Source organism: Aliivibrio finisterrensis (assembly GCF_008933155.1).
Lineage (GTDB): Bacteria > Pseudomonadota > Gammaproteobacteria > Enterobacterales > Vibrionaceae > Aliivibrio > Aliivibrio finisterrensis.
On sequence record NZ_WBVP01000006.1, the window covers coordinates 133,587 to 158,323 of the forward strand.

The 24,737-nt window shown below is 39.5% G+C and carries 16 protein-coding genes and 1 pseudogene; 12 read left to right on the top strand and 5 right to left on the bottom strand.

Features of this window, described 5'->3' with window-relative positions; all coding sequences use genetic code 11:
- Window positions 1-255 precede the first annotated feature (255 nt).
- The 4 genes and pseudogenes from F8B77_RS07710 to F8B77_RS07725 form a co-directional block, all read left to right on the top strand.
- Window positions 256-477, top strand: a pseudogene (locus F8B77_RS07710) (GNAT family N-acetyltransferase); the annotation flags it as partial.
- Window positions 478-506: 29 nt separating this feature from the next.
- Window positions 507-959, top strand: a complete 453-nt coding sequence (locus F8B77_RS07715; protein ID WP_151654875.1) for a hypothetical protein — start codon at window positions 507-509, stop codon at window positions 957-959.
- A 291-nt stretch (window positions 960-1,250) separates the two neighbouring features.
- Window positions 1,251-2,567 carry a branched-chain amino acid transport system II carrier protein gene (brnQ, locus tag F8B77_RS07720; RefSeq protein WP_151654876.1) on the top strand — a complete coding sequence of 439 codons (1,317 nt, stop codon included), beginning with the start codon at window positions 1,251-1,253 and terminating at the stop codon, window positions 2,565-2,567.
- Between the two features lie 90 nt (window positions 2,568-2,657).
- The gene (locus F8B77_RS07725; RefSeq protein ID WP_151654877.1) at window positions 2,658-3,560 is read left to right on the top strand and encodes a histone deacetylase family protein; all 903 of its coding nucleotides are present in this window, start codon (window positions 2,658-2,660) and stop codon (window positions 3,558-3,560) included.
- An 86-nt stretch (window positions 3,561-3,646) separates the two neighbouring features.
- Here F8B77_RS07725 and F8B77_RS07730 read toward each other — a convergent pair whose 3' ends face one another.
- The gene (locus F8B77_RS07730; protein WP_151654878.1) at window positions 3,647-5,518 is read right to left on the bottom strand and encodes a fructose-specific PTS transporter subunit EIIC; all 1,872 of its coding nucleotides are present in this window, start codon (window positions 5,516-5,518) and stop codon (window positions 3,647-3,649) included.
- A gap of 247 nt (window positions 5,519-5,765) precedes the next feature.
- Between F8B77_RS07730 and F8B77_RS07735 the strand changes: the two genes are divergently transcribed.
- A complete protein-coding gene (locus tag F8B77_RS07735; protein WP_122031986.1) occupies window positions 5,766-6,065 on the top strand; it encodes a PTS fructose transporter subunit IIB in 300 nt (99 codons plus the stop codon).
- The gene (locus tag F8B77_RS07740) at window positions 6,065-6,850 is read left to right on the top strand and encodes a PTS sugar transporter subunit IIA (protein WP_151654879.1); all 786 of its coding nucleotides are present in this window, start codon (window positions 6,065-6,067) and stop codon (window positions 6,848-6,850) included. Before F8B77_RS07735 ends, F8B77_RS07740 begins: the two co-directional genes overlap by 1 nt.
- 61 nt (window positions 6,851-6,911) lie before the next feature.
- Here F8B77_RS07740 and manA read toward each other — a convergent pair whose 3' ends face one another.
- Both manA and F8B77_RS07750 read right to left on the bottom strand, forming a co-directional pair.
- Window positions 6,912-8,111: a mannose-6-phosphate isomerase, class I gene (manA, locus tag F8B77_RS07745; RefSeq protein WP_151654880.1), complete on the bottom strand. Its 1,200-nt coding sequence runs from the start codon at window positions 8,109-8,111 to the stop codon at window positions 6,912-6,914.
- Between the two features lie 93 nt (window positions 8,112-8,204).
- Window positions 8,205-10,106, bottom strand: a complete 1,902-nt coding sequence (locus F8B77_RS07750; protein ID WP_151654881.1) for a PTS fructose transporter subunit IIABC — start codon at window positions 10,104-10,106, stop codon at window positions 8,205-8,207.
- A gap of 298 nt (window positions 10,107-10,404) precedes the next feature.
- On the opposite strand from F8B77_RS07750, the gene F8B77_RS07755 reads away from it, so the two are divergent.
- The 5 genes from F8B77_RS07755 to F8B77_RS07775 all read left to right on the top strand — a co-directional run bounded on the left by F8B77_RS07755 (window position 10,405) and on the right by F8B77_RS07775 (window position 18,974).
- Window positions 10,405-11,259, top strand: coding sequence for a helix-turn-helix transcriptional regulator (locus tag F8B77_RS07755; protein ID WP_151654882.1), 855 nt, complete (start codon window positions 10,405-10,407; stop codon window positions 11,257-11,259).
- A gap of 101 nt (window positions 11,260-11,360) precedes the next feature.
- Window positions 11,361-13,049 carry a GGDEF domain-containing protein gene (locus F8B77_RS07760; RefSeq protein ID WP_151654883.1) on the top strand — a complete coding sequence of 563 codons (1,689 nt, stop codon included), beginning with the start codon at window positions 11,361-11,363 and terminating at the stop codon, window positions 13,047-13,049.
- A gap of 421 nt (window positions 13,050-13,470) precedes the next feature.
- The gene (locus tag F8B77_RS07765; protein WP_151654884.1) at window positions 13,471-13,902 is read left to right on the top strand and encodes a PTS sugar transporter subunit IIA; all 432 of its coding nucleotides are present in this window, start codon (window positions 13,471-13,473) and stop codon (window positions 13,900-13,902) included.
- Between the two features lie 195 nt (window positions 13,903-14,097).
- On the top strand, window positions 14,098-15,489 hold the full coding sequence (locus tag F8B77_RS07770) for a PTS fructose transporter subunit IIBC (protein WP_151654885.1): 1,392 nt from the start codon (window positions 14,098-14,100) through the stop codon (window positions 15,487-15,489).
- 221 nt (window positions 15,490-15,710) lie between these two features.
- Window positions 15,711-18,974 carry a M66 family metalloprotease gene (locus F8B77_RS07775; RefSeq protein WP_151654886.1) on the top strand — a complete coding sequence of 1,088 codons (3,264 nt, stop codon included), beginning with the start codon at window positions 15,711-15,713 and terminating at the stop codon, window positions 18,972-18,974.
- 258 nt (window positions 18,975-19,232) lie between these two features.
- Here the strand turns inward: F8B77_RS07775 and F8B77_RS07780 are convergent, their stop codons facing one another.
- Window positions 19,233-19,793: an HdeD family acid-resistance protein gene (locus F8B77_RS07780; protein WP_151654887.1), complete on the bottom strand. Its 561-nt coding sequence runs from the start codon at window positions 19,791-19,793 to the stop codon at window positions 19,233-19,235.
- A 267-nt stretch (window positions 19,794-20,060) separates the two neighbouring features.
- Between F8B77_RS07780 and F8B77_RS07785 the strand changes: the two genes are divergently transcribed.
- Window positions 20,061-21,332, top strand: coding sequence for a mechanosensitive ion channel family protein (locus F8B77_RS07785; protein WP_151654888.1), 1,272 nt, complete (start codon window positions 20,061-20,063; stop codon window positions 21,330-21,332).
- 356 nt (window positions 21,333-21,688) lie between these two features.
- Here F8B77_RS07785 and F8B77_RS07790 read toward each other — a convergent pair whose 3' ends face one another.
- Window positions 21,689-24,736 (bottom strand): efflux RND transporter permease subunit, encoded by a 3,048-nt coding sequence (locus F8B77_RS07790; protein ID WP_151654889.1) that lies wholly within the window; start codon window positions 24,734-24,736, stop codon window positions 21,689-21,691.
- Window position 24,737: the final 1 nt, after the last annotated feature.

Genomic DNA, 24,737 nt, shown 5'->3' on the forward strand with positions numbered 1-24,737 from the left:
AATACAGGGTGGATTCTTTCAATTGCTAAGACATATCTACCAAAGAAATGGGCTTCTTTATTTGATGAAATTGGAGGATAATTTAAAGTTACAGAACTAATAGCAACTTTAACCAAACTACATTTCGTCAGCATCAAAGTCAGAAGGATGGCGTTCTAGGTTTCTTTTAGTTTACTGTCTTTGGTGGTAAATTTGAGCTTTATTTACACAGTAGCAATAGTATTGTTTAGACGTAAATTGTTGCCGAAAAAATTTAACTCAAGAGGGCAAGGCGTATCTAAAAAGCTCTTTAAATCTACGTTTGAGGTTGCGAAAGTTAAAGGGTTCGAAAAATTGTTTGCTTATGGTCGCGGTGACAATGAAAGAGCGTTGGCCGCTTATGTAAAACAAGGTTCTGAAGTGGTAGGTATCGCTAAAAAGCACGCCAAAGTCGGTGATGTCTACGTTGATGAAGCACTAATTGAAAAATTCTTGTAAACTGTATTGATAATTTAAGAGGATAAAACATGAGATATTTAATATTGTGCCTGTCTTTTGTGATTTTTGGGTGCAGCAATCAAGCAGATCTAAAACCTGATTTACAGCAATCAGTCTCTGAAGCTACCCAAGAACATGAGCCTGTATTCTCTACCGGATATTCAGATCTAAATGGTGATGGTTTAGAGGATGCCGTGGTTTTTCTTAAAGGAATGCAATGGTGTGGCTCTGGTGGTTGCACACTTTTGATTTTCGAAAATCTGGGTGATAGCTATCAATTGATATCCAAATCATCAGTAACGAGTACTCCAATTAGTGTGGCTAATACCGAAACTAATGGGTGGAAAGACTTAATCGTGTGGTCGCGTGGTTCAGGATTTGTTTTAATGAAGTTTAACGGTGAACAATATCCTCATAATCCATCTTTAGAACCAGCAGCTAGTGAGCTACAAATGGCAGAGTCACGTCTGATTTTAGAGTGATAATTAACAAAGTTATAATTAGGCTTTACAATCTTCGGTAATTCCTTTAGCTTAAGGACAATTATTTTTCTAGAGTGTGTAAGTTATGTCTACAGGCATCAAAAAACATCAAGCAGCTTTACTGACTGCTTCTAAGCATCATGCTTACGCACTTATCTCTGTCGTCGTTGTCATTAACTGATACTGACGATTATGTTATTCGTCAGTTAGGCTGGCGGATAACTAAGACCCTTTCTTTATCATCTTCTAGCCAAATTGACACCCTGTTTCATTTTATAAAAGGTATGTCGTTTGAAAAGAAGAGATCTCGCCGCTATCGGCTTTATGACATTTGCACTCTTTCTTGGTGCAGGTAACTTAATCTATCCACCCTTGATGGCACAACAAGCTGGCGATAATTGGCTTATTGCTATTGGTGGTTTTCTATTAACTGCTGTTGGTCTGCCTGCAATCACTTTGGTCGTATTAGGCCGTTTATCTTCTGCAGATAAGCTGACATCAGCCTTACCAAAGTGGATGGACCGTTCATTCTGGTTCTTGGTATTAACCACATTGGGCCCTGCGTTTGTATTGCCTCGTGCTGTTACCGTTGCTTATGAAATGGGCATTAAGCCTTTCTATTCAGGTAATGGGTTAATGGTGTTCTCTGCTTTATTCTGTGCTCTGACGTTATGGTTAGCATTAAAACCGGGTAAATTAGTGGATTACATTGGTAAAATCATGACACCCGCGTTAATTGGCATGCTAACTATATTGGTGGTCGCGGCATTATTAAATCCATTAGGTTCTCCAAGCCAAGCTATTGAGATTTATGAGCAAGCGCCTGCGGTAAATGGGTTAATTCAAGGTTATATGACATTGGATGCCATCGCAGCGGTAGCCTTTGGTTGGGTTATAATTCAAACCATTCGTAGCAAAGGTGTTGAGAGTAAAAAAGCCATTTCTTACTACACGTTACGCATTGCCGTTATTTACTCTGTATTGATGTCATTATGTTATTTAGCAATGGGCTATTTAGGCTCAACATCGTCTGAAATTGCACCAAGTGCCAGTAATGGTGGCGAGATCTTAACGCGTTATGCGGCAGGGGAGTTTGGGGTATTAGGTCAACTTCTATTGGCAGCCATTACCTTAATGGCGTGTTTAACGACTACGATCGGCTTAACTAATGCGAACTCTGAGTACTATAAGAATACTTACGGCATCACCTTTAAAGTGAGTGCTACCGTTATTATGGTATTAACGGCGATCATTTCAAACGTAGGGTTAGAGACTATCATTGAGGTGAGTTTGCCTGCAATTCTGATCTTATGCCCGATTGCGATTGCGCTTATCATTGCGATGATCTTGATGCCAGAGAAAACAAGCACAGAGAAACCTGCGATTTCAATGAGCCACACTACGGTAGTATGTATTGCTGCTTTGTTTGGTACGATTGATGCGCTGCATATTCTGGATAAATTACCAGAGGGCATGAACGCGTTTTGTGAGCAATGGTTACCCTTGTATGCTTCTCATACTTCTTGGTTGCTTCCTGTATTTATTACTATTTTTGTTAATAAAGCCTTCAGTAAAGCAATGACAAAGCGTGTGGCGATAAACAATTAAGTTTTAGACAGAGAGATCCCTCTTGTGTATTGATAGAGAGCAGCCATAATAGCTGCTCTTTTTTTATTTTTAGAATAGGGCTACTTGGTCATGTTGCCGTTAATTTATCATCCAATTTACTCGCAATTAGATCTTCCAAAAGGACATCGCTATCCTATTCAAAAATATCAGCGTTTATACCAAGCGATTCAATCCCATTATTCAAATGCACCTCTCTGTTATTTTGAGCCAACGGCACTTACAGTTGATGCGATTAAACAAGTGCATGATAAAGACTATATTGATGCGTTAGTTTCTGGAACGTTACCTGCCGCTAAAATGCGACGCATTGGTTTTCCGTGGAGTGAGTTGTTAATTCAAAGAACATTAACCTCAACAGCAGGCACCTGTTTAACCGTAGATAAGGCGTTAGAGTATGGATCTGCAGTACATTTAAGTGGCGGTTATCATCATGCTCATTACGATTTTGGTAGTGGTTTTTGTTTGGTGAATGATTTAGCGATGGCAGCTCATCATGCATTACAGCAAGAGGGGATCGATAGAGTATTAATTATTGATAGTGATGTGCATCATGGTGATGGAACTGCGACGTTGTGTGCGGATCGCGATGACATTATTACGCTCTCTTTTCATTGCGATAAAAACTTCCCTGCGCGTAAACCTACCTCTGATTACGATGTGCCATTATCAATAGGAACACAAGATGCTGAGTTTTTAGAGGCGTTTAAGCAAGTGGTTGAACTGGCGGTCAATCATCATCAAGCTGATCTTATTATTTATGATGCAGGTGTCGATATCCATAGTGATGATGAGTTAGGTTACTTAGATGTATCAACAGAAGGTTTATATCAACGAGATCGTTGGATGAGATCGTTTACCAAGCAAAAAGACATCCCTATTGCCTGCGTGGTTGGCGGAGGATATCGAAGTAACCATCAAGATTTGGTTGAACCTCATTTGCAGTTAATTCGAGCCTTTTTGGATTGTATCTAATACCAATCTACATAAGTATTTGATCATTCTTGCTTGTTAAAATCGATTTTTCCTACGCAATTATCTGAGAATGGTATAAAGTTCGATTACTTCGTTTTATGCGAATTAAGTAGTGCCTCACCATTATACATTGCTTCTTTAGTGCTGATATCTAGAGTGCGTTTTCCGGCAAATCTAAGCGGTTCTTTTATTGCTACATCATGAGCAAAAATAACCAATTTAGCGTTTTTAATATCTAATGGGGTAATGCGGTTATTAATGCCATCGGCCCCTTGAGTTTCGACCTTTATTTTAATGCCTAATCGTTGTGCGGCTTTTTCTAAACTCTTGGCAGCAAGGAAGGTATGAGCCACTCCTGATGGGCAGGCTGTCACCGCTAATACATCCGCTTCGCCTTCATTTTTTACGGCAGTTAAGATAAGTTCACGGATCTCTTTATCCTCATCTTCTACGGCATTTTTCTTCAATGAAATAACAATAAGTGCCGTGGTTAATGCACCCAGTAGGGTACCAACCACATAACCAAATTTCCCATCAACAACGGGTAATACAATCCAGCCACCCCATGGCGCATGATTTAATACGTTAAACAAAAATCCAGTTACGTTGCCAACAATACCACCGGCAACAATAGCTGGGATAACACGAGCAGGATCGGCAGCTGCAAATGGAATTGCGCCTTCTGTAATGCCTATCATCCCCATAATGCCAGCCGCTTTGCCTGCTTCACGCTCTTCTCGTTTGAATTTTTTAGGTGATAAGAGGGTCGCTAGCGCCATGCCTAATGGTGGAGTACAAATCGCAATGCCGACACCACCCATTAACCAAGGTTGCGTATTCACTTGAGTTTGAGCAAATAGAGTAGCGACTTTATTGATTGGGCCTCCCATATCAAAGGCTGCCATTGCGCCAAGAATTGCACCTAAAACCATTTTTCCTGAACCTGCCATACTTGCAAGCCACTCATTTAGCAGCGTCATGGTATTAGCGATTGGTGCGCCAATTACCCACATGACAGCCGCACAAGTGATGAAGGTGCCGATAAGCGGATAGATAAAAATAGATCTAAGCGAGGTCATGCTTTCTGGCAGCTTAATTTGCTTTAATGTACGAACGACAAACCCTGCAAAAAAACCAATGATGATTGCCCCTAAAAATCCAGTATTGTATTGCTGAACAGCGATCCAAGATCCAATCATTCCCGGGGCCAATCCCGGTTTATCAGCAATGGAATAAGCGATGTAACCACCAAGCACCACGGTAAATAAGGTTAATCCGGCAATGCCCATTTGCGCAATATCAGCCAAGACCCCTTCTGTGGGTACGGCGCCATGGCCTGAGATCATGACAGATAAAGAGAGTAAAACCCCACCGGCAACAATAAAGGGGATCATGTGTGAGGTGCCAAAGAGTAAGTGTTCTTTAGCACGACCTAAGCCGCGAGAGAGTTCACTTTTTTCAGCTTGTGGTTCAGCTATGGTTGTTGAAGTCAGTGCTTCTTCTGGTTGAATTGAATCAGTAAACAAGGCTAAAGCTTCTTCTTTGCTTTGCGCGGCTTTTAACTTGTCGGTAAAACCATCTTCAATTAATCGAATGGATATTTGTGATAATACTTCGATGTGTTGATTGTCGTCACCATCGGTTGATGCAAGCATAAAAAAGACATCAGATGGAAGCCCATCCTCAGCACCATAATCAATGCCTGTGCGGCTAATACCAATAGCGACGGAGGGCGTAATGACAGCGGTACTTTTGGCGTGAGGGATAGCAATACCGTCTTCAAAACCCGTATTCCCAATCGCTTCTCTCGCCCACACATCGCTTAGAAACTGTTGTTTATTCGACAGTTTTCCAGCATCGTTTAATATATTAACCATCTCTTCAAGAATGCTTTCTTTAGACGTTGATTTTAGGTCTAAACAGATAACATTAATGTCAATAAGAGAGGTGATATTCATAACGATTCCATTTTTTATCGATAATTTGTTGGCCATGTTAGTGGATCTTTGGATTTTAATAACTGGATAAAAAAGGCATTTACTGGATTATTGTACCCTCTGTAGTAAAGTGTGAGTTTGCTCCTTATTAATTGATGCTAAAGCACTTTATGATAAATGAGAGAGAAATAGCCAATGTATTGTTATTTAAATTAGTATCTTGTGAATACATTGAGTTATTTGAATTTTTACCAGTTAAGAGTAAATCATGAAAATTGTGGCAGTAACAGCGTGTCCAACCGGAATTGCACACACTTACATGGCAGCTGATGTGCTTAAAAAGGCGGCTGCGAAATTGGGAGTGTCAATCAAAGTGGAAACTCAAGGCGCAATGGGTGTCGAAGAAGTACTTACACCTGTGGATATTGTGAATGCAGATCTTGTTATCATTGCATCAGATATCGAAATTGAAAATAAGAGTCGTTTTTTAGGCATTAATACTAAGCAATACAGTATTGAATCTATATTGACAGATGTAGACACTATTTTGAGAAAACACCTTTCATAATGATGTCGACAATTATCGACTATCGCATTACCTTCTTTGTGAAAGAGCAAGGCTTGCCACCTCAAGTGGCGAGCCAACTCACTCGGCTTGCTAAAAAGTTTCAGAGCCTTGTATATATCGATAATATTACTCAAAACCTCAGTAGCGACGCCGAAAGTCCATTGGGTTTGCTAAAAATAGGGTTAAGACCGGGAGATTTTTGCCAATTAGTAACGGTAGGAATTGATGCTGAGTGGGCTAACTTTGTTCTGACTGACTTGCTTGCTTCCACCTTTGATTTTGTTGCTTCTGATAAACTGTGTGATTTCTCAGAAACGATTGTTAATACCCGCCCGCAATTAACCCCTAACTGTGAAGTTGATTTCCATTATGTAAAGGCGCAAGCCATCTTATCTAAATTTGAGATTTTAAAAGGTCTGTCGCAGCTCATTTACCCACAAGAGTCTGATGAATTGTTGCTGTCTTTGATAAAGCGAGAAGAACGATCATCAACGGCAATGGCAAAACAAATCGCCTTACCTCATGTTATTTCTCCTTATGTTGAGAAACCGACAATTGCGATCATTCGCAGTGATTACTCGGTGGATTGGGCATCAAAAATGGGAGAGGTAAACTTAATTATTGCCTTAGTTCTGCCTGAAAAACCAAGCAAGCCTATGATTATGGCCGCGACCTATTTAACTCGTAATATGTTATCTGAAGAGTTTAGCCAACGCTTGGTAAATACGAGACAACCAAAAGGGTTACAGGCGTTGATGCTATACGCCATGTGCCAGCTGTTATAAGTAAAAAAGCTGACTTAACAACAGTGCTAAGTCAGCGTATTTCTATCTTTAGATCTAACCGTTAGTTATACGCTCTTGCCACTTTCCCGCTAGATTTTAATGTGTATTGGTGCGCGTAAGCTGGAACAAAAATAGAATGCCCTTTAGGTACGTTAATCGTTTCCCCCGTTGAGTGATTCAGTGTCATGTCACCATCAATCGCAAACAAGATCTCTGCGCTGTGTGTTTCTAATGGTAGGTCATCAGCAGGTGCAAATACTGAGAATTTAAAATCGCTCACAGGGATAGGGTAATTCATCCCTCCATTAATAATGTTAGGTTGCATAATCAAGGAGTCTGCTGGAATGCTTACAAACTCTGTGCAATCCATAAGCTCATCAATATCCATGAATTTTGGGGTTAACCCTGCGCGCAGCACATTGTCTGAGTTCGCCATTATCTCTAGCCCAGTTCCATTAATGTAAGCATGAGGCGTACACGCATTTAAGTACATGGCTTCACCCGGCTGCAGAGTAATGACATTAAGAATTAATGGAGTAAATAAGCCTATGTCATTTGGGTACTGAATTGATAAATCATCAATTAAAGCAAATAGTTCACTCTGTTTATTATTACTGGCGAAGTGACCTAACTCTGCTAATGCTGACTCTTTTGCCTCATCAGTTAATGACAGAATCGCTTTAAAGAAACATTTTAGGCCTTGTGAGTTTGGCTGTTGTTCAAAACGTGTGATGATTTCTTCAAGAGAAGGCAGAGCCATCTGGTTAAATAGGTTGATGATCTCTTGGTATTCTCTAAAACCATTCATCGCTTTGTAAGGTGTTAATGCGTATACCAATTCTGGTTTGTGATTGCTGTCTTTATAATTACGATTAAAGTCATTAAGCGCAACGCCTGATAGTTCTTCTTTATCGTAGCCTGCCATCGCTTGTTGTTTATTAGGATGAACTTGAATTGATAATGCTTTTTCTGCCGCTAATACTTTGAATAAATATGGTAACTCACCAAAGTGGTCTGCCGTTAACGAAGATAAATAGGCGGTTTGATCTTGATTGATCAGCTCAGACAATAAGGTTGGTTGCCCATTAATGGTAACGGTAGAGCAGCCATTTGGGTGAGCGCCCATCCATAATTCAGCTTGTGGCTTATTGCTGGTGTTTTTTATATCAAATAGAGCTTCGATAGAGGTGAAGCTTCCCCATGCATAATCTTGAATTACATTGGTCATAGGGTAAAAGAATTGTTGAGTTGATTTATTCATAATGCACTCGATGTCATCAATGGAAAACTTCTCCAGTGCGTTTCAAATCTTGTTTTACTGAATCAAGAGAGAAAACACTGGAGAAAGGGAAGGTTAGGCTGCCGCTACAGAAAACGATTTAGCTTGGCGAGCTTTTTTAATAGAAACACAAACCAATGCGGTTACGGTTGCGCCCGCTGCCATACAAGCCAGTGCTAATACCGGTTTATTCATTGCACCAAGTAGAGCAACAACAGGACCGCCGTGAGCAACGCTGTTTGTAATGCCAAATGAGAACGCCATTACTGCGGCAACCATAGAACCAAGGATGTTGGCAGGGATAACAGAGATCGGATCTTGTGCTGCAAATGGAATGGCACCTTCAGAAATACCCACTAGGCCCATGGCACCTGAGGCTTTACCTGCTTCAATTTCAGACTCTTCAAAGATGTTGAACTTGCGACCAATAACCGTTGCTAGTGACATACCTAGTGGAGCAACAGGGATTGCACACGCCATCGCACCCATGAATTGAGTTTGACCACTCGCAATCATGCCGACAGAGAATAGGAAGGCAACTTTATTGAATGGACCACCCATATCAAAGCCTGCCATGCCACCAAGAACGATACCAAGTAGAACAACGTTACCTGTGCTCATGTTGGTTAGTAGTACGTTTAGTGAATCCATCAAATCAGCAATCGGTGCACCAATTACAAAAATGAATAATGACGCGATGAATAGTGAACCTGTAATCGGTGCAATAACGATAGGCACAAGAGGCTGAATGAACTTGTGGTAGTTGATGTTGGCAATAAACTTAACAAAGTAACCCACAAGTAAACCCGCAATGATAGCGCCAATAAAACCAGTACCGGCTTCAGCACCATAGAAAGAACCGTTATTTGCAATCCAACCACCAATTAGGCCCGGAGCAAGTGCAGGGCGATCAGCAATTGCGTACGCAATGTAACCTGCAAGAATTGGTATCATTAATGTGAAGGCAACAACACCAACATCTAATACTTTGTTCCATAAACTACCTGGAGGGATAGCCATACCGCTTTCTGTCGGTTGACCACCTAGAGCAAGTGCCAGTGCGATTAATAAACCGCCAGTGACAACAAATGGGATCATGTGTGATACGCCATTCATTAGGTAACGATAAATATCTGAGCGTGTTTGAGAAGCACTGCCTTTGTTATCTGAGCTTGATTTAGTTGTATCAGCAACAAAAGGAGGCTGTGTAAGAGATTGAGTAATTAAGCCTTTTGCATCTTTAATCGGTGCTTTAACGTTAGTCTGGATTAGCTTTTTACCTGCGAAGCGAGTCAGATCTACTTGTTTGTCACACGCGACAATAATTGCTTCCGCCTTTTCGATTTCTTCTGCGGTAGGGCTGTTTTTAACGCCAATAGAGCCGTTAGTTTCTACCTTGATGGTGTAGCCTAATTCTGCCGCGCCTTTTTCTAGTGCTTCAGAGGCTAAGTAGGTGTGAGCAATGCCAGCAGGACAGCCTGTGACACCAATTAAAAAGCCATTGGTTGCTTCACCAGTGTTGGTGTTTTTTGTTTTTTCAAGCAGTAGCGCTAACGCTATTTTTGGTGATGTTGTGGCTAGGAATTTTTCAATAAATCCATCTTCAATTAGTTTACAAGAAAGTTCAGCCAGTACTTCAATGTGATGATCTGCACCGTTTTCAGGGGAGGCAATCATAAAGAACAGTCGAGACGGTAGCCCATCTTCAGCGCCATATTCGATACCTTGCTTGCTGATACCAATCATGACTGCAGGGGAGATAACCGCCGAGCTTTTCGCATGTGGTAGTGCGACGCCTTCTTCAAAGCCTGTATTTCCTAATTCTTCTCTTGCGTAGATATCATTAAGAAATACCTGCTTGTCATTGATTCGACCTTGTTGCAAAAGATGCTCTGTCATTTCAGAAAAAACGTCGTCTTTGGTTTTTGCTGCAAGATCTAAGCAAATTAGCTGTTCGTTGATTAAGTCAGTAATCATAAGTTATTCCCATTTGGGTGGATGTCTTGTGTGGGAATAGTGTGATTCTGATGAGATAGATTGGTAAGTGTGCGAGAAATGCATTTACTGGATTTTTGTATCCTCTAAAGCCAAGTGTGATTCAGCTCTGATTTTTATAAATCCAAAAAGCTATAATGCACAAGTCAAAAAAGTACTTAATAAATAATGACTTACATTGTTATTTTTATGTAGTTATTGATGGGTTATTTATCAATAACGTCCTGATTTTGATGGGGTTGGTAGATAAAAGTGTGGTTAATTTTAGTAAGTGATGAGCATGGGTTTAGTATTTAATACTGTTTTAGAGGCGCTACTGTCAGAAAGAGAAAGCTTTAATCAGATCTGGTTTGCAGGCGATAAAGTGACGCCCCCCTCATGTTGTTACCAAGTTAACTTTCCTCGTTTAGAGTTAGTGATCAGCGGTGAATATTTAAATCAGATTGAAGATCCAGATATTGGGATTACTGAAGTTAAAATCATGGCGGGAGACGCACTCTATATCCCACCAAACTGCTGGAACAAACCCGTTTGGAGTGAAGATTGCTCAGTGCTTAGTTTACTTTTTGGTCGCAGGCAAGTGGGGTTCAGTTTAGTGAGTAAGCGTAAGGGCGAAGAGGGTTTCTATGATGTGCAAAAGTACAGTATTCAAACTCGAACTGGCCATGCGATTGATAATATTTTAGAAGCGCTAAATGCTCTCGCTCGTGAACCGAATAAAAACCAGATTGATGAGTATCTACTTTTGGCATTGTTGAGTTATAGCAAAACAATGTTAGGTGAGCCAAATGATGTGATTTCTCCTAAAAAGCGCAGTGAAGATCTTTATCAAGGGATATGCATTTATATCCAAGAAAACTTCCATCGTAGTATTGATAGAAATAATATCGCTAGTCGTTTTAATATTTCGCCAAACCATTTGTCTCGTATGTTTAGGCAGCAAGGGCATATGACGCTAGCAGATTATATTACTTGGGTGCGTATTGAACGTGCAAAATTCATGTTGAAGAAATATACCTTCCGTTTAACTGAAGTCGCTACGCGTTGTGGTTTTCAAGACGTGAATTATTTTTATCGAGTATTTAAAAATAAGACCAGTTATACCCCGTCAGACTATCGAACCATGGTGAAGTAAAGGGGGAAGGAAGGTATTTTACCTGGGAATAATAAATGCATTTAACAGATTGTGAATAGAAGTTTTAGGTGTATACTCCTCTCTTTTTTATAATAATCAGAATGAAAAAAGTAATCCTATTTATCACTGGAATAATCATTATTTCCAATGCCATTGTTTTTATTGTTAATGAGTTATCTCATAATCATGATGATAGTGTTAGTTTGACGGATTACGAGCAGCAATTAGTATCGCTTACTCAGAATTGTGAGCCATTAGAATGCCGTATTATTGATGATTTTAATCGTCTTGATAAGCATGAATATAGTGAAAATATTAAAGCGATAGCAGAAAGTATTCGTCCTATTCTTGCTTATCCAAACGGCCCTAAAATAGGAATTGCAATTTTAAATATTGTTTTTGAAAATGGCTCATTTAGTTGTGATGATAAGCTGTATTTTTTAGATAAAATATCGACATTAAAATACAAAGACAATGACCTATTTGGAATGATAGATCCTATTCTTAGCTATATAAAAATAGCAAATGAGAGTGGTGATGATTTTAAAATAGCATCAGGTGAATTAAGCTTAGCACTTGCTATTAGTTATTTTAAAGAGTATGAATTTTCTAATAATATTATTGAGGAGATTATATATTCTGATAAATCTAACGATTGGTATAGATTAAAAAATCAGGCAAGATTAAGTTTTGCTGAAAATAAATTAGCGATGAATAAGCCCCAAGATGCATTAAATATGCTTGAGATGGTAAAGCCACACCAAGCTTCTTACACTGAAGAAGATTGGCGTGATTATTATATATATACGCTTGGCTTGAAGGCAGAGGCTTACACTCATCTTGGGCAACTTGAACAAGCGAGCCAATGCTTGTCGGTAGCGAAAGAGGAGTTAGAGAAAGATCAGCTGCGACTTTTGTTAGGGAAGGATACGCTTGTTTCTGTTGCGGAATTTCAATTATCATTTAGAAAAAAAGATTTTTTATATATAGAAGAAAAAAAAGAAGAATTACTTTCTATAGTAGATCAGGATAATCAGGCAAGATACGCAAAAATTGTGTATAACACTTTATTTGATTATTATCATCAAACAAATAATATATCAGAACTTTATGATATTAATCATCGTTATTATGCCTTAATAGATAAAAGGCAAAATAATTATTACCAGTTGTTGATTTCTAATAAATTAAAACAAAGTGAGAATGATCATTTAAGTGATGATCATGAAAAAACGATGTTTTTCTTAAAGATATCATTTAGTGTGTTGATGCTTATATCGATATTACTGTTCTTTACGATTGTAAGAATAAAATACTTAAATATTGAAAATTTCACAGATCCACTGACAAATTGTTTGAATCGTCGAAAGTTCAATATTGACTATGAAAAGTCAGCAAAAATTGAGCATGATTTTTTAATTTTAGATATTGATAACTTTAAAGCGATTAATGACAATTATGGTCATGATTTTGGTGACGAAATATTAGTTAAAGTAGCTAGTGCACTTATCCGAATTTTAGGGCGTGAGTATAAGTGTTATCGTATTGGTGGTGAGGAGTTTGTGGTTATTTTTGATACCAGTAATAAAACTCGTAGTATAGATATTGCTGAAAATATTCGACGAGCAATAGAGGCATTAGTTTGGGATAATGGAATATCCATTACCATTAGTGGTGGGTTAAGCAGATTTTCCCCAGATAAAAATACTTATAAAGCGGCAGACGAATTATTGTATAACGCTAAACGTAGTACTAAGAATCTCATCGTTAATGATCTAGAGCTATCTTAGTTTGTTATGGATTTATTATTACTAAGTATCTAAAAATCCGAACGGGTGTTTTTTACTTCTTCTTCTATATTTTAAATAAGCCACATTAGATGACACATATTTAATGTGGCTTAGTTCTCATTTTCTTCCTTTCGGCCTTATGTTTTATTTCCGTACTTTGCGTTATTTCTTACTTAATAATCTACTTACCATTTAAGTTACTGTTAATTAAGTTTTTTATTTTTCGTTTGGTTCAGTTGTAGTTATTTGTTTTCTTTTTATAACCCTAATTGTTACTACCATCACACTTTGATTCTGTAGGTACAAAAGTCCAGTAAATGCTTTAAATATCAACTTACCAAGAGTCACTTTAATTCATATTATTCTCTCATCAACTTAATGCAGTTTGAATTAAGTAAAAATTCTTATTAAGGGAAACATTATGATCACCACACTAGTAAATACTAATTTAATTAAATTGAACTTAGAAGCGACAACGAAAGATGGCGTAATTTCTGAGTTAGCTGAAATGTTATTAAAAAATAACCGTATCGATAATAAAGAAAACTTTTTAGCGGGTATTTATGAGCGTGAAGCGCAGTGTGTGACTTCTGATATGGGTATTGCTTACCCTCATACAAAAAATGCCGCGGTTATTGAACCAGCTATTGCGATTGGCGTATCAAAAACGGCGATTGAATACGGCGCTGATGATGATCAACCAACGGTATTCTTCATGATTGCCTCACCAGAAAGCGGCGATCATCACATTTATGCACTACAAGCGTTATTTGAAAAATTCGGTGATGACCTAATTGCAGATATGCAAAAAGCGACGACCGAGCAAGACATTTTAGATTTACTGATTAATTAATACCAATCGTAGTAAATAACTGGTCATCCTAGCTGGTTAAAAGACTTGATAACTGCGTTAGAATTTTTGATTGTAGAATAACTACTTATCGAAAAATTCTGCCTTGTTTTCAAGCCTTTTTCCTTCGCTATTTCTGAACACTTACTTACTGTGATTGGCATAACTTTTAGTTTTATTCACTTTAGGATTACTTTTATGTCAACGATGACTGCAACAACTCAACCATCTGGTGATTGGAAACAAACACTATCCAAATTAAAAGGACACTTGCTTTTTGGTACATCTCACATGCTTCCATTCGTGGTTGCGGGTGGGGTACTTTTGGCTCTAGCGGTAATGGCGACAGGTAAAGGTGCCGTTCCTGATACAGGTATCTTAGCGGATATTTCTACTATCGCGATTAAAGGTCTTGTGCTTTTCCCAATCATTTTGGGTGGCTTTATTGGTTACTCTATTGCGGACAAACCTGCACTAGCGCCAGCATTTATTGCATCAGGCATTATGGCTGATTTAGGTGGTGGTTTCCTTGGTTGTATCGTTGCAGGTTTTATTGCTGGTGGTGTGGTTCTTCAACTTAAGAAGCTTCCTATTCCTGCGCATCTAAGTGCTTTAGGGGTTTACTTTATTTACCCGCTAGTTGGTACGCTAGTCTCTGCGGGTATCGTAATGTGGGGCTTAGGTGCGGCTATCTCTTCTTTCATGATTGCGATGAATGAATTCCTAGCGTCAATGGCGGGTTCTTCTAAAGCGGTTCTAGGTGCGATTCTTGGTGGTATGACGGCGTTTGATATGGGTGGCCCAATCAACAAAGTAGCAACATTATTCGCTCAAACACAAGTAAATACACAACCATGGCTAATGGGTGGCGTTGGTATCGCGATTTGTACTCCACCGCTAGGTATGGCTCTTGCAACATTCATGTTTAAGAAGAAATTCTCTAAAGAAGAGCAAGAAGCAGGTAAAGCAGCAGCAATCATGGGTTCAATTGGTATCTCTGAAGGGGCTATCCCATTTGCAGCAAATGACCCAATGCGTGTTCTTCCATCTATCGTAATTGGCGGCATGGTTGGTTGTGTGTTTGGTTTCATGACTGATGTATTACTTCATGCTCCTTGGGGCGGTTTAATTACAGCACCTGTCTCTAGCAACATCCCTATGTATGTTGTAGGTATTGCACTAGGTTCACTAACAACAGCACTTATTGTTGGCTTCTGGAAACCAGTAGTTGTAGAAGATGAAACAGCAGTAGCAACACCAGTACAAGCTCAAGCAGCACCAGTAGCTGGCGAAGGTGAGTATGATGTTCTTGCGGTTACTTGTTGTCCTTCAGGTGTAGCGCACACGTTCATGGCAGCAAAAGCACTAGAGAAAGCAGGCGCAGCAGCAGGCATCAAGATTAAAGTTGAAACACAAGGGTCTAATGGCTTGGTAAATAAACTGACAGCAAAAGATGTTGCGAATGCTAAGTTCATCATCCTTGCTCATGATATTCCAGTAAAAGAATCTGACCGTTTCGCTAACATTCGTCAAGTTGAATGTTCAACAAAAGAAGCAATGAAAAACGCGTTAACACTGATTCAAGGTTAACTGTAAAATACAGAAAAGATTAACCATCTTCTCTGAATAAAATCTCCTAACTCAAAGCCTCTTAATCCCCCAAGAGGCTTTTTTTTTGTTTAGATTATCCTCAGTAGCACATAAATAACCATAATTTTGTGGCGTTAGTTCAAATTTTAAATTATACGAATAACTAATTAATTTAAAGTGAAATATATTCCGTATAAATTTATTTTAACTGTTTGGATTGTATGAAAAAAACATATCTTGCTTGCTTAATCCCTGCCATTTTAGCCAGTGGATTTGCTGTAGCAGCACAACAACCTACCGATAAAGTTTACTTTAGCCAAAAAAACCTAGGCTCAGACATTCAAGGAAGTTTACTTGGTAGCGTTAGTTTGGCACAAAGTTTAACGTTGCCAACAACCAATAAAATTCCAGATGATCGCCATCCTCATTTAGTATCACTGCGTAAAACATTGGTTATTTTTGAACCGTTAGCGAATGAAGTTGATCTGAATGAATCAATTACGCTTATTGCAAAAAATGCGCAAGGTGACATCGTATATCAAAGCGTAATGCAACTGCCTGCTGAGCAACCGAAAATTGCCAGCCAACTTGAGTTTGAGATTGATGCGGTAAAACCAGAGCACTTTGATCATAAAGTAATGGGTAATGGCCCGTTAGCAAGCATTGCTGAAGTACACGGTGAAACGGAATTTAGAAAGTTGCTTGCAGAGCACGATACCATTCATGTAGAAACAGCTGATGGTAGTTGGGCGAAGAATTTTATTCTTCCTGAAGGGGAAGCGTTTGATGATAAACGTATAACTTTTAGTTCATATGCTGGTTATAACTCATTTATTACTTATGCATCAGGCACTGATACATTAAGCTCGGGTAATGAGCTGACATACCATAATGTCGATGGTAAATGGTATGGTAAAGGTGACATGGACATCCAAAAGGTTGCTTATAGCGAGAAAGCGTACACAGTAGCACTTCCTGCTGAAGTTATGCAGCCGGGCTTAAACTTAACCTTCTCGACCAATGAAGGGCAAGAAGGCTTATTAACGGATATTAAACTTGGTGCAAATACTAACTTTATTATCAATGCTGTTGATATCGGTCTATTAACTGAGCCTCGCAATGCGTTTTCATTCGCAAAAGAGCGTGAATTACAGCGTCAATATTTCCAAAATATTCAAGTAAGTAAATTGACGGTAAACCCGTATGAGTCAATTCACTTTCCTGAAATTATGTTACCAGATGGCCGTTTATTGCAAGATTACGATCCAAGTAAAGCAGATGGTTACGGCAGTGATTCACATTATCGTGTCGCTCGTGAGTTAGTGTCTGCGGGCATTAACAGTGCAAACTATGGTGTTCACTCATCTAATGTACGTAGTGCTACCGCTTGGAATATTGATAATCCATATCATGCCGTTCAAGTGACGGTAAATATGTCTGTGGGCAAGTACTCTGGCGGTTTAATTAATCATGGTATGTTAGGTTCATATGTCGGTGTAGCATCCGTTGCTAACTCAACAGGTAACGAATTTAGCCATGAAGTGGGTCATGAATTTGGCGTTGGCGCTCACTACCCAGGCGGTTTTAACGGTGCCGTGCATAATCGTTCAACAGAGCGTAACTCTGCATGGGGATGGGATGTAAATAAGAATTTATTCATTCCGAACTTCACACGTGAAGCGAACAATCAAAGCATGTGTGCTGAAGGTGGGTGTGCAGAACCATTTGCTGGTCACATGTTTGGTAAAGGCACCATGTCTGGTGGTTGGCCATTATATCCTTCGCAAAATGCATACACGCTTTTAGCACCTTATGAATCAAGTGTGTTCCAAGATGCGATGGAATCAAAAGCGAACTTTGATCTAAATTCACCGACTGGCTACAGCAAATGGGATCATGAAACACAAAGCATGGCACCATGGACGTATAGCGTGAATGATGATCTTGGTCGCCTGTTAACGACGATCTCTGATACTGATTCATTGCATGAGTTTGGAGCAGAAGGTACTAAGCTTCAAGAGCTTTATGCAACGTATAACCTAATCCACTTCAATATGGGCAATGGGTACTGGGCAAGAGATATTCATCTGACTAACGATGTTGCCTTTGAAGGTAAGATCGCGGTTGTTGAATCGTGGGCAGGATGGACCGCTTATTTACACCTAAATGGTACAACGATTTCATTACCAACGGGCAGTAAGTTTGCCTACCAATACACCAATGGTGAATGGGTTGAGATTGAAAACGATGTTCTAAATAAGAAGGTCGAACTAACACCATCAAAACAAGGCGTAGCGGTAACAACACTTGTGGGTTACTACGATCCTGAAAATACATTACCAAGCTACATTTACCCTGCACTGCACGGTGCGTATGGTTCTGTGTATGAAGATAACTTCAGCCCTTCTTCTTGTCAGTTAGAAGTGATGACACAAGAAGCGGGAGTGAAAACGTATAATCTACATAACCGTCGTTTAACAACAGATAAGATGAACCGTTTCCACGTTAACGTTGAGACTGCTCTGAAACCATATCAAGCGAATGTCGTGTGTAATGATGAAACATTAGATAGCATTGAACTGGCAGCGCCAAAAGCACCGCTAAAAGTAAGCATTATTACTACTGAAGCAGGTTTTGCGCCTGAGATTATCGGTGCAGATAATGTGGTTCTTGCTCAAGGTGCCGAGTTTGATCCATTAGCAGGTGTAAAAGCGACCGATGACTATGATGGTGATGTGACATCATCGATCACCGTTGATGGTGTTGTTGATACCAATACGGCGGGTCGTTATACCTTAACTTATAAAGCGTATGATAATGCCGGCAGTGAATCAGTTGTCACTCGTCAGATTGATGTACACAGTGAAAAACCAGTATTTACGGGCGTTAATGATCTAACGATTGATGCAGGTACAGAGTTTGATCCAATGTCTGGTGTGTCAGCAAGCGATGCAGAAGATGGTGATATTTCATCTAAAATCCTAGTATCAGGAAGCGTAGACGTTAATACTACTGGTATCTACACACTGACTTACCGCGTTATTGATAGTGCGAGTCAAATAGTGACTGCTACCCGTAATATTACGGTAGTTGCCGAAGTGGAAAACTGTGAAGATGCATGGACAATGAACGGAACGTATGTTGCTGGTGATCTTGTTGCACATAATGGCGCAGTATGGCAAGCGGGTTGGTGGACAAAAGGTGAAGAACCTGGCACAACAGGTGAATGGGGCGTTTGGAAGAAAGTCTCAGACAGCGGTTGTTCAGTTGATAAGCCTGTGACACCAGATCCAGAACCAACACCACCATCAGGTGATCGCCCACTATATCAAGTTGGAACAAGCTATAAAGAAGGCGACATCGTAATGGGTAAAGATGAGCAATTATACCAATGTAAGCCGTGGCCTAATTCTGGTTGGTGTTCAAACCCAAGCTATGAGCCTGCAGTGAGCGTATTCTGGCAAGACGCATGGAATAAATTATAATTTTAATTAAATTATTTAGTTAAAAGATAATCATTGAAAATGCCACTTATCTAAAGGTAAGCGGCATTTTTTAAACTACTGTCTATGATACCAACCTGCCTAAGTATTTGGTCATTCTTGCTTGTTAAAAACGATTATATCTGCGTTATAAATTGTGTAATTAGATCCACTAGTTACTATGCCTTGCTCTAATCTATTTTTCCTACGCAATTATCTGAAAAACTACTTATCCAGAATGGTCTAACTGGTCGGAAATTATTAATTATTAATCATTTTTTTCATTCGTAGACCAAGAAAAACAAAGCTGATACCTTCTATTAGCAGCGATATACCAACAAAAGTGCCTAATAAGGATAGCGACAATTCTGGGTTATCTAACAGGCTAAAGAAGTACCCACCGATAATGACAGAAAGTAATCCACTTAAAATAACCATGCTATTGCCTGGAAGGTTTTTATTAGTAAACCCAAAAATCATGCGTGTTAGACCATTAAAGATCATAACCACAACCATGATAGTAGTAATGGTCATAAGCCCTTCTAGTGGCTTAAGTAGAATAAATAAAGCACCAATAATATAAAGTAAGGCACTTAATACATACCATAATTTTTCTTTCCAGGAGTGAATATGAAAAGTATGGTAAACCTGAACTAACCCTGTGATTAACAATAGTGTACCGATGATCGTCGAAATCGTCACACCAGCTATCACAGGTAGGCTAGTAGCTCCCAATCCTGCAGCTGAAGCGATTACGCCAACAGTAATAAAATATTTCCAACTTTTTGAAATTAAAGCCTGACCTGGTGTTTGATTTTCCATTTTGACCTCTGAGTTAAATGTAAGAGATACTTTGATTGTAGTTCTTTATAGAAGGTTTAACTGGAAAGTAAACAAAGTTCTCGGATTTTGTGAACTTGTGCATGTTTTGGACTTTTAGCATAAGAAAAAACCGCTTTTTAGAGGGGATAGCGTTGTCAGGTATTTTGTACAGTTATAGAACCTATACTAAAAATAATGCTTGTAGAAAAAAGCTAAAAGTCTATGATTATTAATATATTTAATATACTAGGGATTAAGGGTGGCCGCGTGTTAGAGCATCATGTTCGAAACTATATTTCAGATAAATTAAGCACTTTAGGGGTCAATATTGATCCTTATGGGGTTGAACTTACTATCGTATTTGTATCAGTGGTTATCGGCATTGCTATTATTGGTTATCTAGTTACTCATCATATTATTGTTCGCACTATTAGAAATGTACTGCAACGCACAAATGAACCCTTATCTGGTGGGTTTGCTAAATATAACGTACTTGAAAAATTAACACTTCTTGTCCCTGTGATGGTATTGGAACTTTTGATTCCATTAGCACTTGGGCATTACACATTACTATCAGCCATAGCAGATAAAGTGCTCAGTATCTCTATTCTTGTCAGTTTTATAAGGTTGGTTTTTGCCTTACTTGATGCGTTTAATGACGTTGCTACTTTCAAAGGCATTACTCGCCGGATGCCAGTTAAGAGCTTTGTTCAACTGATTAAGTTGTTTACTTTTTTTATTGGCCTTGTAGTATTTATGTCTATCCTTGCCAATGAATCACCGATTATTTTCTTGAGTGGATTAGGAGTTGCTACCGGTTTTGTGATGTTGGTATTTAAAGATACCATTTTAGGTTTTGTGGCCGGAATTCAGCTTTCAGCAAACCGAATGATTACGTTAAATGACTGGATTGAAATGGATTCGTTTAAAGCGAACGGTTCAGTTGAAGAAATTTCATTAACGACGGTAAAAGTACGAAACTTTGATAATACCGTCAGTATGATCCCAGCTTATGCGCTGGTTCAAAACGCCTTTATTAACTGGCAGGGTATGTCAGATTCGGGTGGTAGACGCATCATGCGTTCAGTGAATATTGATGTAAATTCAATTCGTTTTATGACTGATGATGAAATTGAATCGCTTAAAGGTATTCGAATTTTACGTGAGTACTTATTTGAGAAATCAAAAGACATAACTGCATTTAATGAAGAGTTGGATGATATTCCTCATTTAGGTAACATTCGACAAATGACTAATGTCGGCATTTTTCGTGCTTATTTAGCCGCTTACTTACGTACTAATAAAGATATCCATTCCTATATGCTATTCATGGTGCGCCAACTTCAGCCAACCTCAGAAGGGCTACCATTGCAAATTTATGCGTTTACCAATAAGACGGATTGGGTATTTTACGAAGGGGTACAAGCCGACATCTTCGATCATATTTATTCCATTATGCCGTTGTTTGATTTACGCCCTTACCAAGCGTTAAGTGGCCATGATGCTGCAATGATTGCTAATACTAATCGTAGCAAATAACAGATCATCTTAGCTGGTTAAAATACTCGATAACGTCGTTAAAATTATTGATTGTGGAATAACTACTTATCATAAAATTTCGTCTTGTTCTCAAGACTTTTTCCTCCGCTATTGTTGATCGCTTACTTACAGGAAATCATTATCTCATTTGATATTGGAATCACTTAGATTTCAGATACAAAAATCCCCAGTATTTCTGCTAGGGATTTGGATGCGACATCTACGAAGAAAAAGTGGCTTAGAAAGTCTCCCAAAAAAACAGATCATTACAAGGTCTGTGAGAATGGTTCTTTGAAAGGGATGAGGCGGCAACACCTCATCCTACTCGATATGTCTGTTATTTAGTCATTAACACTCTAGTTGCTTATCTTGATCTTAAAGAACATTGCATAAAAGAGCGGGATAACCACTAATGTCAGTATGGTTGCGAACAACAAACCAAACATAATGGTCACCGCCATGCTTTTAAAGAACGGATCGATAAGCAAGGGAGCAACACCAAGTATGGTTGTTAGTGCTCCGAGTAATACTGGTCTTGCACGGCTTAATGACGCATCAATAATCGCATTATAAGGGTGCTTACCATTTGCTACTTCCACATCCGCTTGGTCTACTAGTACTATCGCATTTTTCACCATCATGCCGATAAGACTTAAAAAGCCCAGTATTGCCATAAACTCAAATGGCGTTTGGAATACGATTAACCCAACCGATACACCGATAATGGCTAAAGGTGCCGTTAACCAAATAACCAATGGCTGACGTAATGCGTTGAACATGAAGATCACAGATAAAATCATCGCTGCAAACCCATAAGGTGCTGATATTACCAAGCCTTCATTCGCGTCTTTAGAGGCTTTATATTCCCCATACCAAATTAACTGATATCCAGATGGAAGTTCGATAGCTTCAATTTTCTCTCTTACCTGTTTAAAGGCATCCGCAGTCAGTACGCCCGGTGCTGGGTCAGCTTGTACTAAAATGGTCGGCATTCGATCAATACGGCGCAGAATGGCATCTTCCCAAACTAAGTTTGATGATTCAATAAGCTGGCTTACTGAGATAAAACTGCCGGTTGTTGGGCTAAAGACCTCTGTATTTTCTATCGCACGTTGATGGTTACGCTCTGTTTCTGGTGATCGAGCCACAATCGGAATTAAGTCATTACCTTCACGATAAACACCAACGTTTCGCCCTGATAATGTTTGAGCGATGGCTTTATTTATCTCTTGTGTTGTTAATCCAAATTGTTGTGCTTTTTCTTCTGAAAATTGAGGGCGTAGCACTGGCACTTGTTGACGCCAATCGTCTTGTACTGCAATCAATTGTGGGTCATTAAGCATGATCGCTTTTGCTTGCTCTGCTAATTGACGCAACACATGGCTGTCTGGGCCTTTAAATCCGGCTTCAATTTTCTTACCGCCGCCGCGGCCTAGCATGAATTTCCATACTTTAATCGACGCATTGGTGTATTTTGCATCCAACTCAGTTTGAAGTTCAACCAACAGTGGAGCAATGTTTTGATAGTCATCAATATCAATCAGTAGCTGACCATAACTTGGGTTACGCGCTTCTGGTGAGTAGGTTAGCATGAAGCGTAAACCGCCACCGCCCACAAAACTAGTGATATTAGTGATGCCTTCTTTTTGTTTTACATCTTGCTCTATGGCCGCAATAGTTTGCTCTGTACGCTTAATGTCTGACCCTTGCGGTAAATAAACATCAACCACAAACTGAGCACGTTGAGACTCTGGCATAAAGCCCGGTGGAATATAACGAACACCATAAATAGAAGTAAACAAAACAACCAATAAAAGACCTAGGCTGATACCACGATGTGCTAATACCCACGTTAATAATTGACGGTATTGTTGACTAATACGGCTTGGTGGTGCTTGGTTATCTATTGCTTTCACGGTTAGAAAATCGTGGCATAGCATTGGCGTGATTGTAATCGCAAATACCCAACTTAATAGCATCGAGTATAAAATCACCCAAAATAGAGATCCTGCGTATTCGCCCATGTCTGATGGAGAAAGACCGATAGCGCTGAAAGCACAAATACCTACAACCGTACCGCCCAGAAGAGGCCATTTAGTTGCATTAACCACATCTGAAACGATCTCATCACGGCTGTCATTTGGAGTGGTTTGTAAACGCACTAAAATACCGTCAGTGACCACAATCGCATTATCTACCAGCATACCCAATGCGATGATCAATGCACCCAAAGAGATCCTTTGCATTGCGATGTCTTGGATTAACATGATGCATAATGTACCTGCAACCGTCAGTAGCAAAACAAAGCCAATGATGATGCCTGAGCGTAATCCCATAAACAGTAATAAGACGACAAATACAATCACAACAGCGGCAATGAGGTTATCAATAAAGTTAGTTACCGACGCACGAACCGAATCCGATTGCATAGAAATGACATTCAGCTCTATCCCTAATGGACGTTGACCTTCTAGCTCTGCAATACGCGCTTTTACGGCATCGCCCATATCAACCACGTTACCGCCTGATACGTTTGAAATACCAAAACCTACGGCGCACTCACCATTGTAACGAACTAGCATAGACGTCGGCTCTTGGTAGCCACGAGTAACCGTTGCAATGTCACCTAAACGAAGGACAGTATGGTTATTCCCAAGGCTTACTTGCAGGTTATTTAAGTCATCAATTGAGTTAATCCCTGAGTTTGGGATCACAGGAATACGCATTGCATCCGTTTCAATGCTTCCGGCAACCGTTACGATGTTTTGCTTTTGTAGTACCTGATACACTTTCTCTGCAGACACGCCAAATTGCGCCATGCGCTCGCTCGACATTTCAACGAAAATGGTTTCTTGGCGCTCGCCTAGTGTTGCTGTTTTTGCAACGCCAGGGACAAGAACAAGTTCACGGCGCAAATCATCGACATAATCTTGCAGTTGTTTGTCACTAAAGCCTTCGCCTGTTACGGCAAAGAACAGCGAGTACACATCAGAAAAGTCATCATTAACAATCGATGCGCTTGCTCCTGGTGGTAATTGGCGTTGTGCATCCCCAATTTTACGACGCAGTTTATCCCACACTTGTTGTAAAGCGGCTTGGCTTTGAGCAAATTCAAGTTTGATTTCAACCGTCACTTCAGACATGCCTTGTTTAGAGACAGATTTCACTTCTTTTACTTCTTGAAGTGATTGAACGGCACCTTCAATAATGTCGGTTACTTCGTCAGATACTTCCTGAGCGGTTGCGCCAGAATAAGGAGTATTGATTACTGCTTGGCGAATGACAAATTCAGGATCTTCAAAACGCCCTAGTTTTAAATAGCTTAAGTAACCACCAAATAAGATCAGAGTGATAAGCACCCACACTGAGGTACGTTTAGTAATGGTATAACGTGCAATGTCCATT

Excerpts from the sequence above, each read along its gene's own strand:
- F8B77_RS07715 (WP_151654875.1), top strand. The coding sequence starts at position 507 with ATGAGATATTTAATATTGTGCCTGTCTTTTGTGATTTTTGGGTGCAGC.
- F8B77_RS07725 (WP_151654877.1), top strand. The coding sequence starts at position 2,658 with ATGTTGCCGTTAATTTATCATCCAATTTACTCGCAATTAGATCTTCCA.
- F8B77_RS07730 (WP_151654878.1), bottom strand. The coding sequence starts at position 5,518 with ATGAATATCACCTCTCTTATTGACATTAATGTTATCTGTTTAGACCTA.
- F8B77_RS07735 (WP_122031986.1), top strand. The coding sequence starts at position 5,766 with ATGAAAATTGTGGCAGTAACAGCGTGTCCAACCGGAATTGCACACACT.
- F8B77_RS07740 (WP_151654879.1), top strand. The coding sequence starts at position 6,065 with ATGATGTCGACAATTATCGACTATCGCATTACCTTCTTTGTGAAAGAG.
- manA (WP_151654880.1), bottom strand. The coding sequence starts at position 8,111 with ATGAATAAATCAACTCAACAATTCTTTTACCCTATGACCAATGTAATT.
- F8B77_RS07750 (WP_151654881.1), bottom strand. The coding sequence starts at position 10,106 with ATGATTACTGACTTAATCAACGAACAGCTAATTTGCTTAGATCTTGCA.
- F8B77_RS07755 (WP_151654882.1), top strand. The coding sequence starts at position 10,405 with ATGGGTTTAGTATTTAATACTGTTTTAGAGGCGCTACTGTCAGAAAGA.
- F8B77_RS07760 (WP_151654883.1), top strand. The coding sequence starts at position 11,361 with ATGAAAAAAGTAATCCTATTTATCACTGGAATAATCATTATTTCCAAT.
- F8B77_RS07765 (WP_151654884.1), top strand. The coding sequence starts at position 13,471 with ATGATCACCACACTAGTAAATACTAATTTAATTAAATTGAACTTAGAA.
- F8B77_RS07770 (WP_151654885.1), top strand. The coding sequence starts at position 14,098 with ATGTCAACGATGACTGCAACAACTCAACCATCTGGTGATTGGAAACAA.
- F8B77_RS07775 (WP_151654886.1), top strand. The coding sequence starts at position 15,711 with ATGAAAAAAACATATCTTGCTTGCTTAATCCCTGCCATTTTAGCCAGT.
- F8B77_RS07780 (WP_151654887.1), bottom strand. The coding sequence starts at position 19,793 with ATGGAAAATCAAACACCAGGTCAGGCTTTAATTTCAAAAAGTTGGAAA.
- F8B77_RS07790 (WP_151654889.1), bottom strand. The coding sequence starts at position 24,736 with ATGGACATTGCACGTTATACCATTACTAAACGTACCTCAGTGTGGGTG.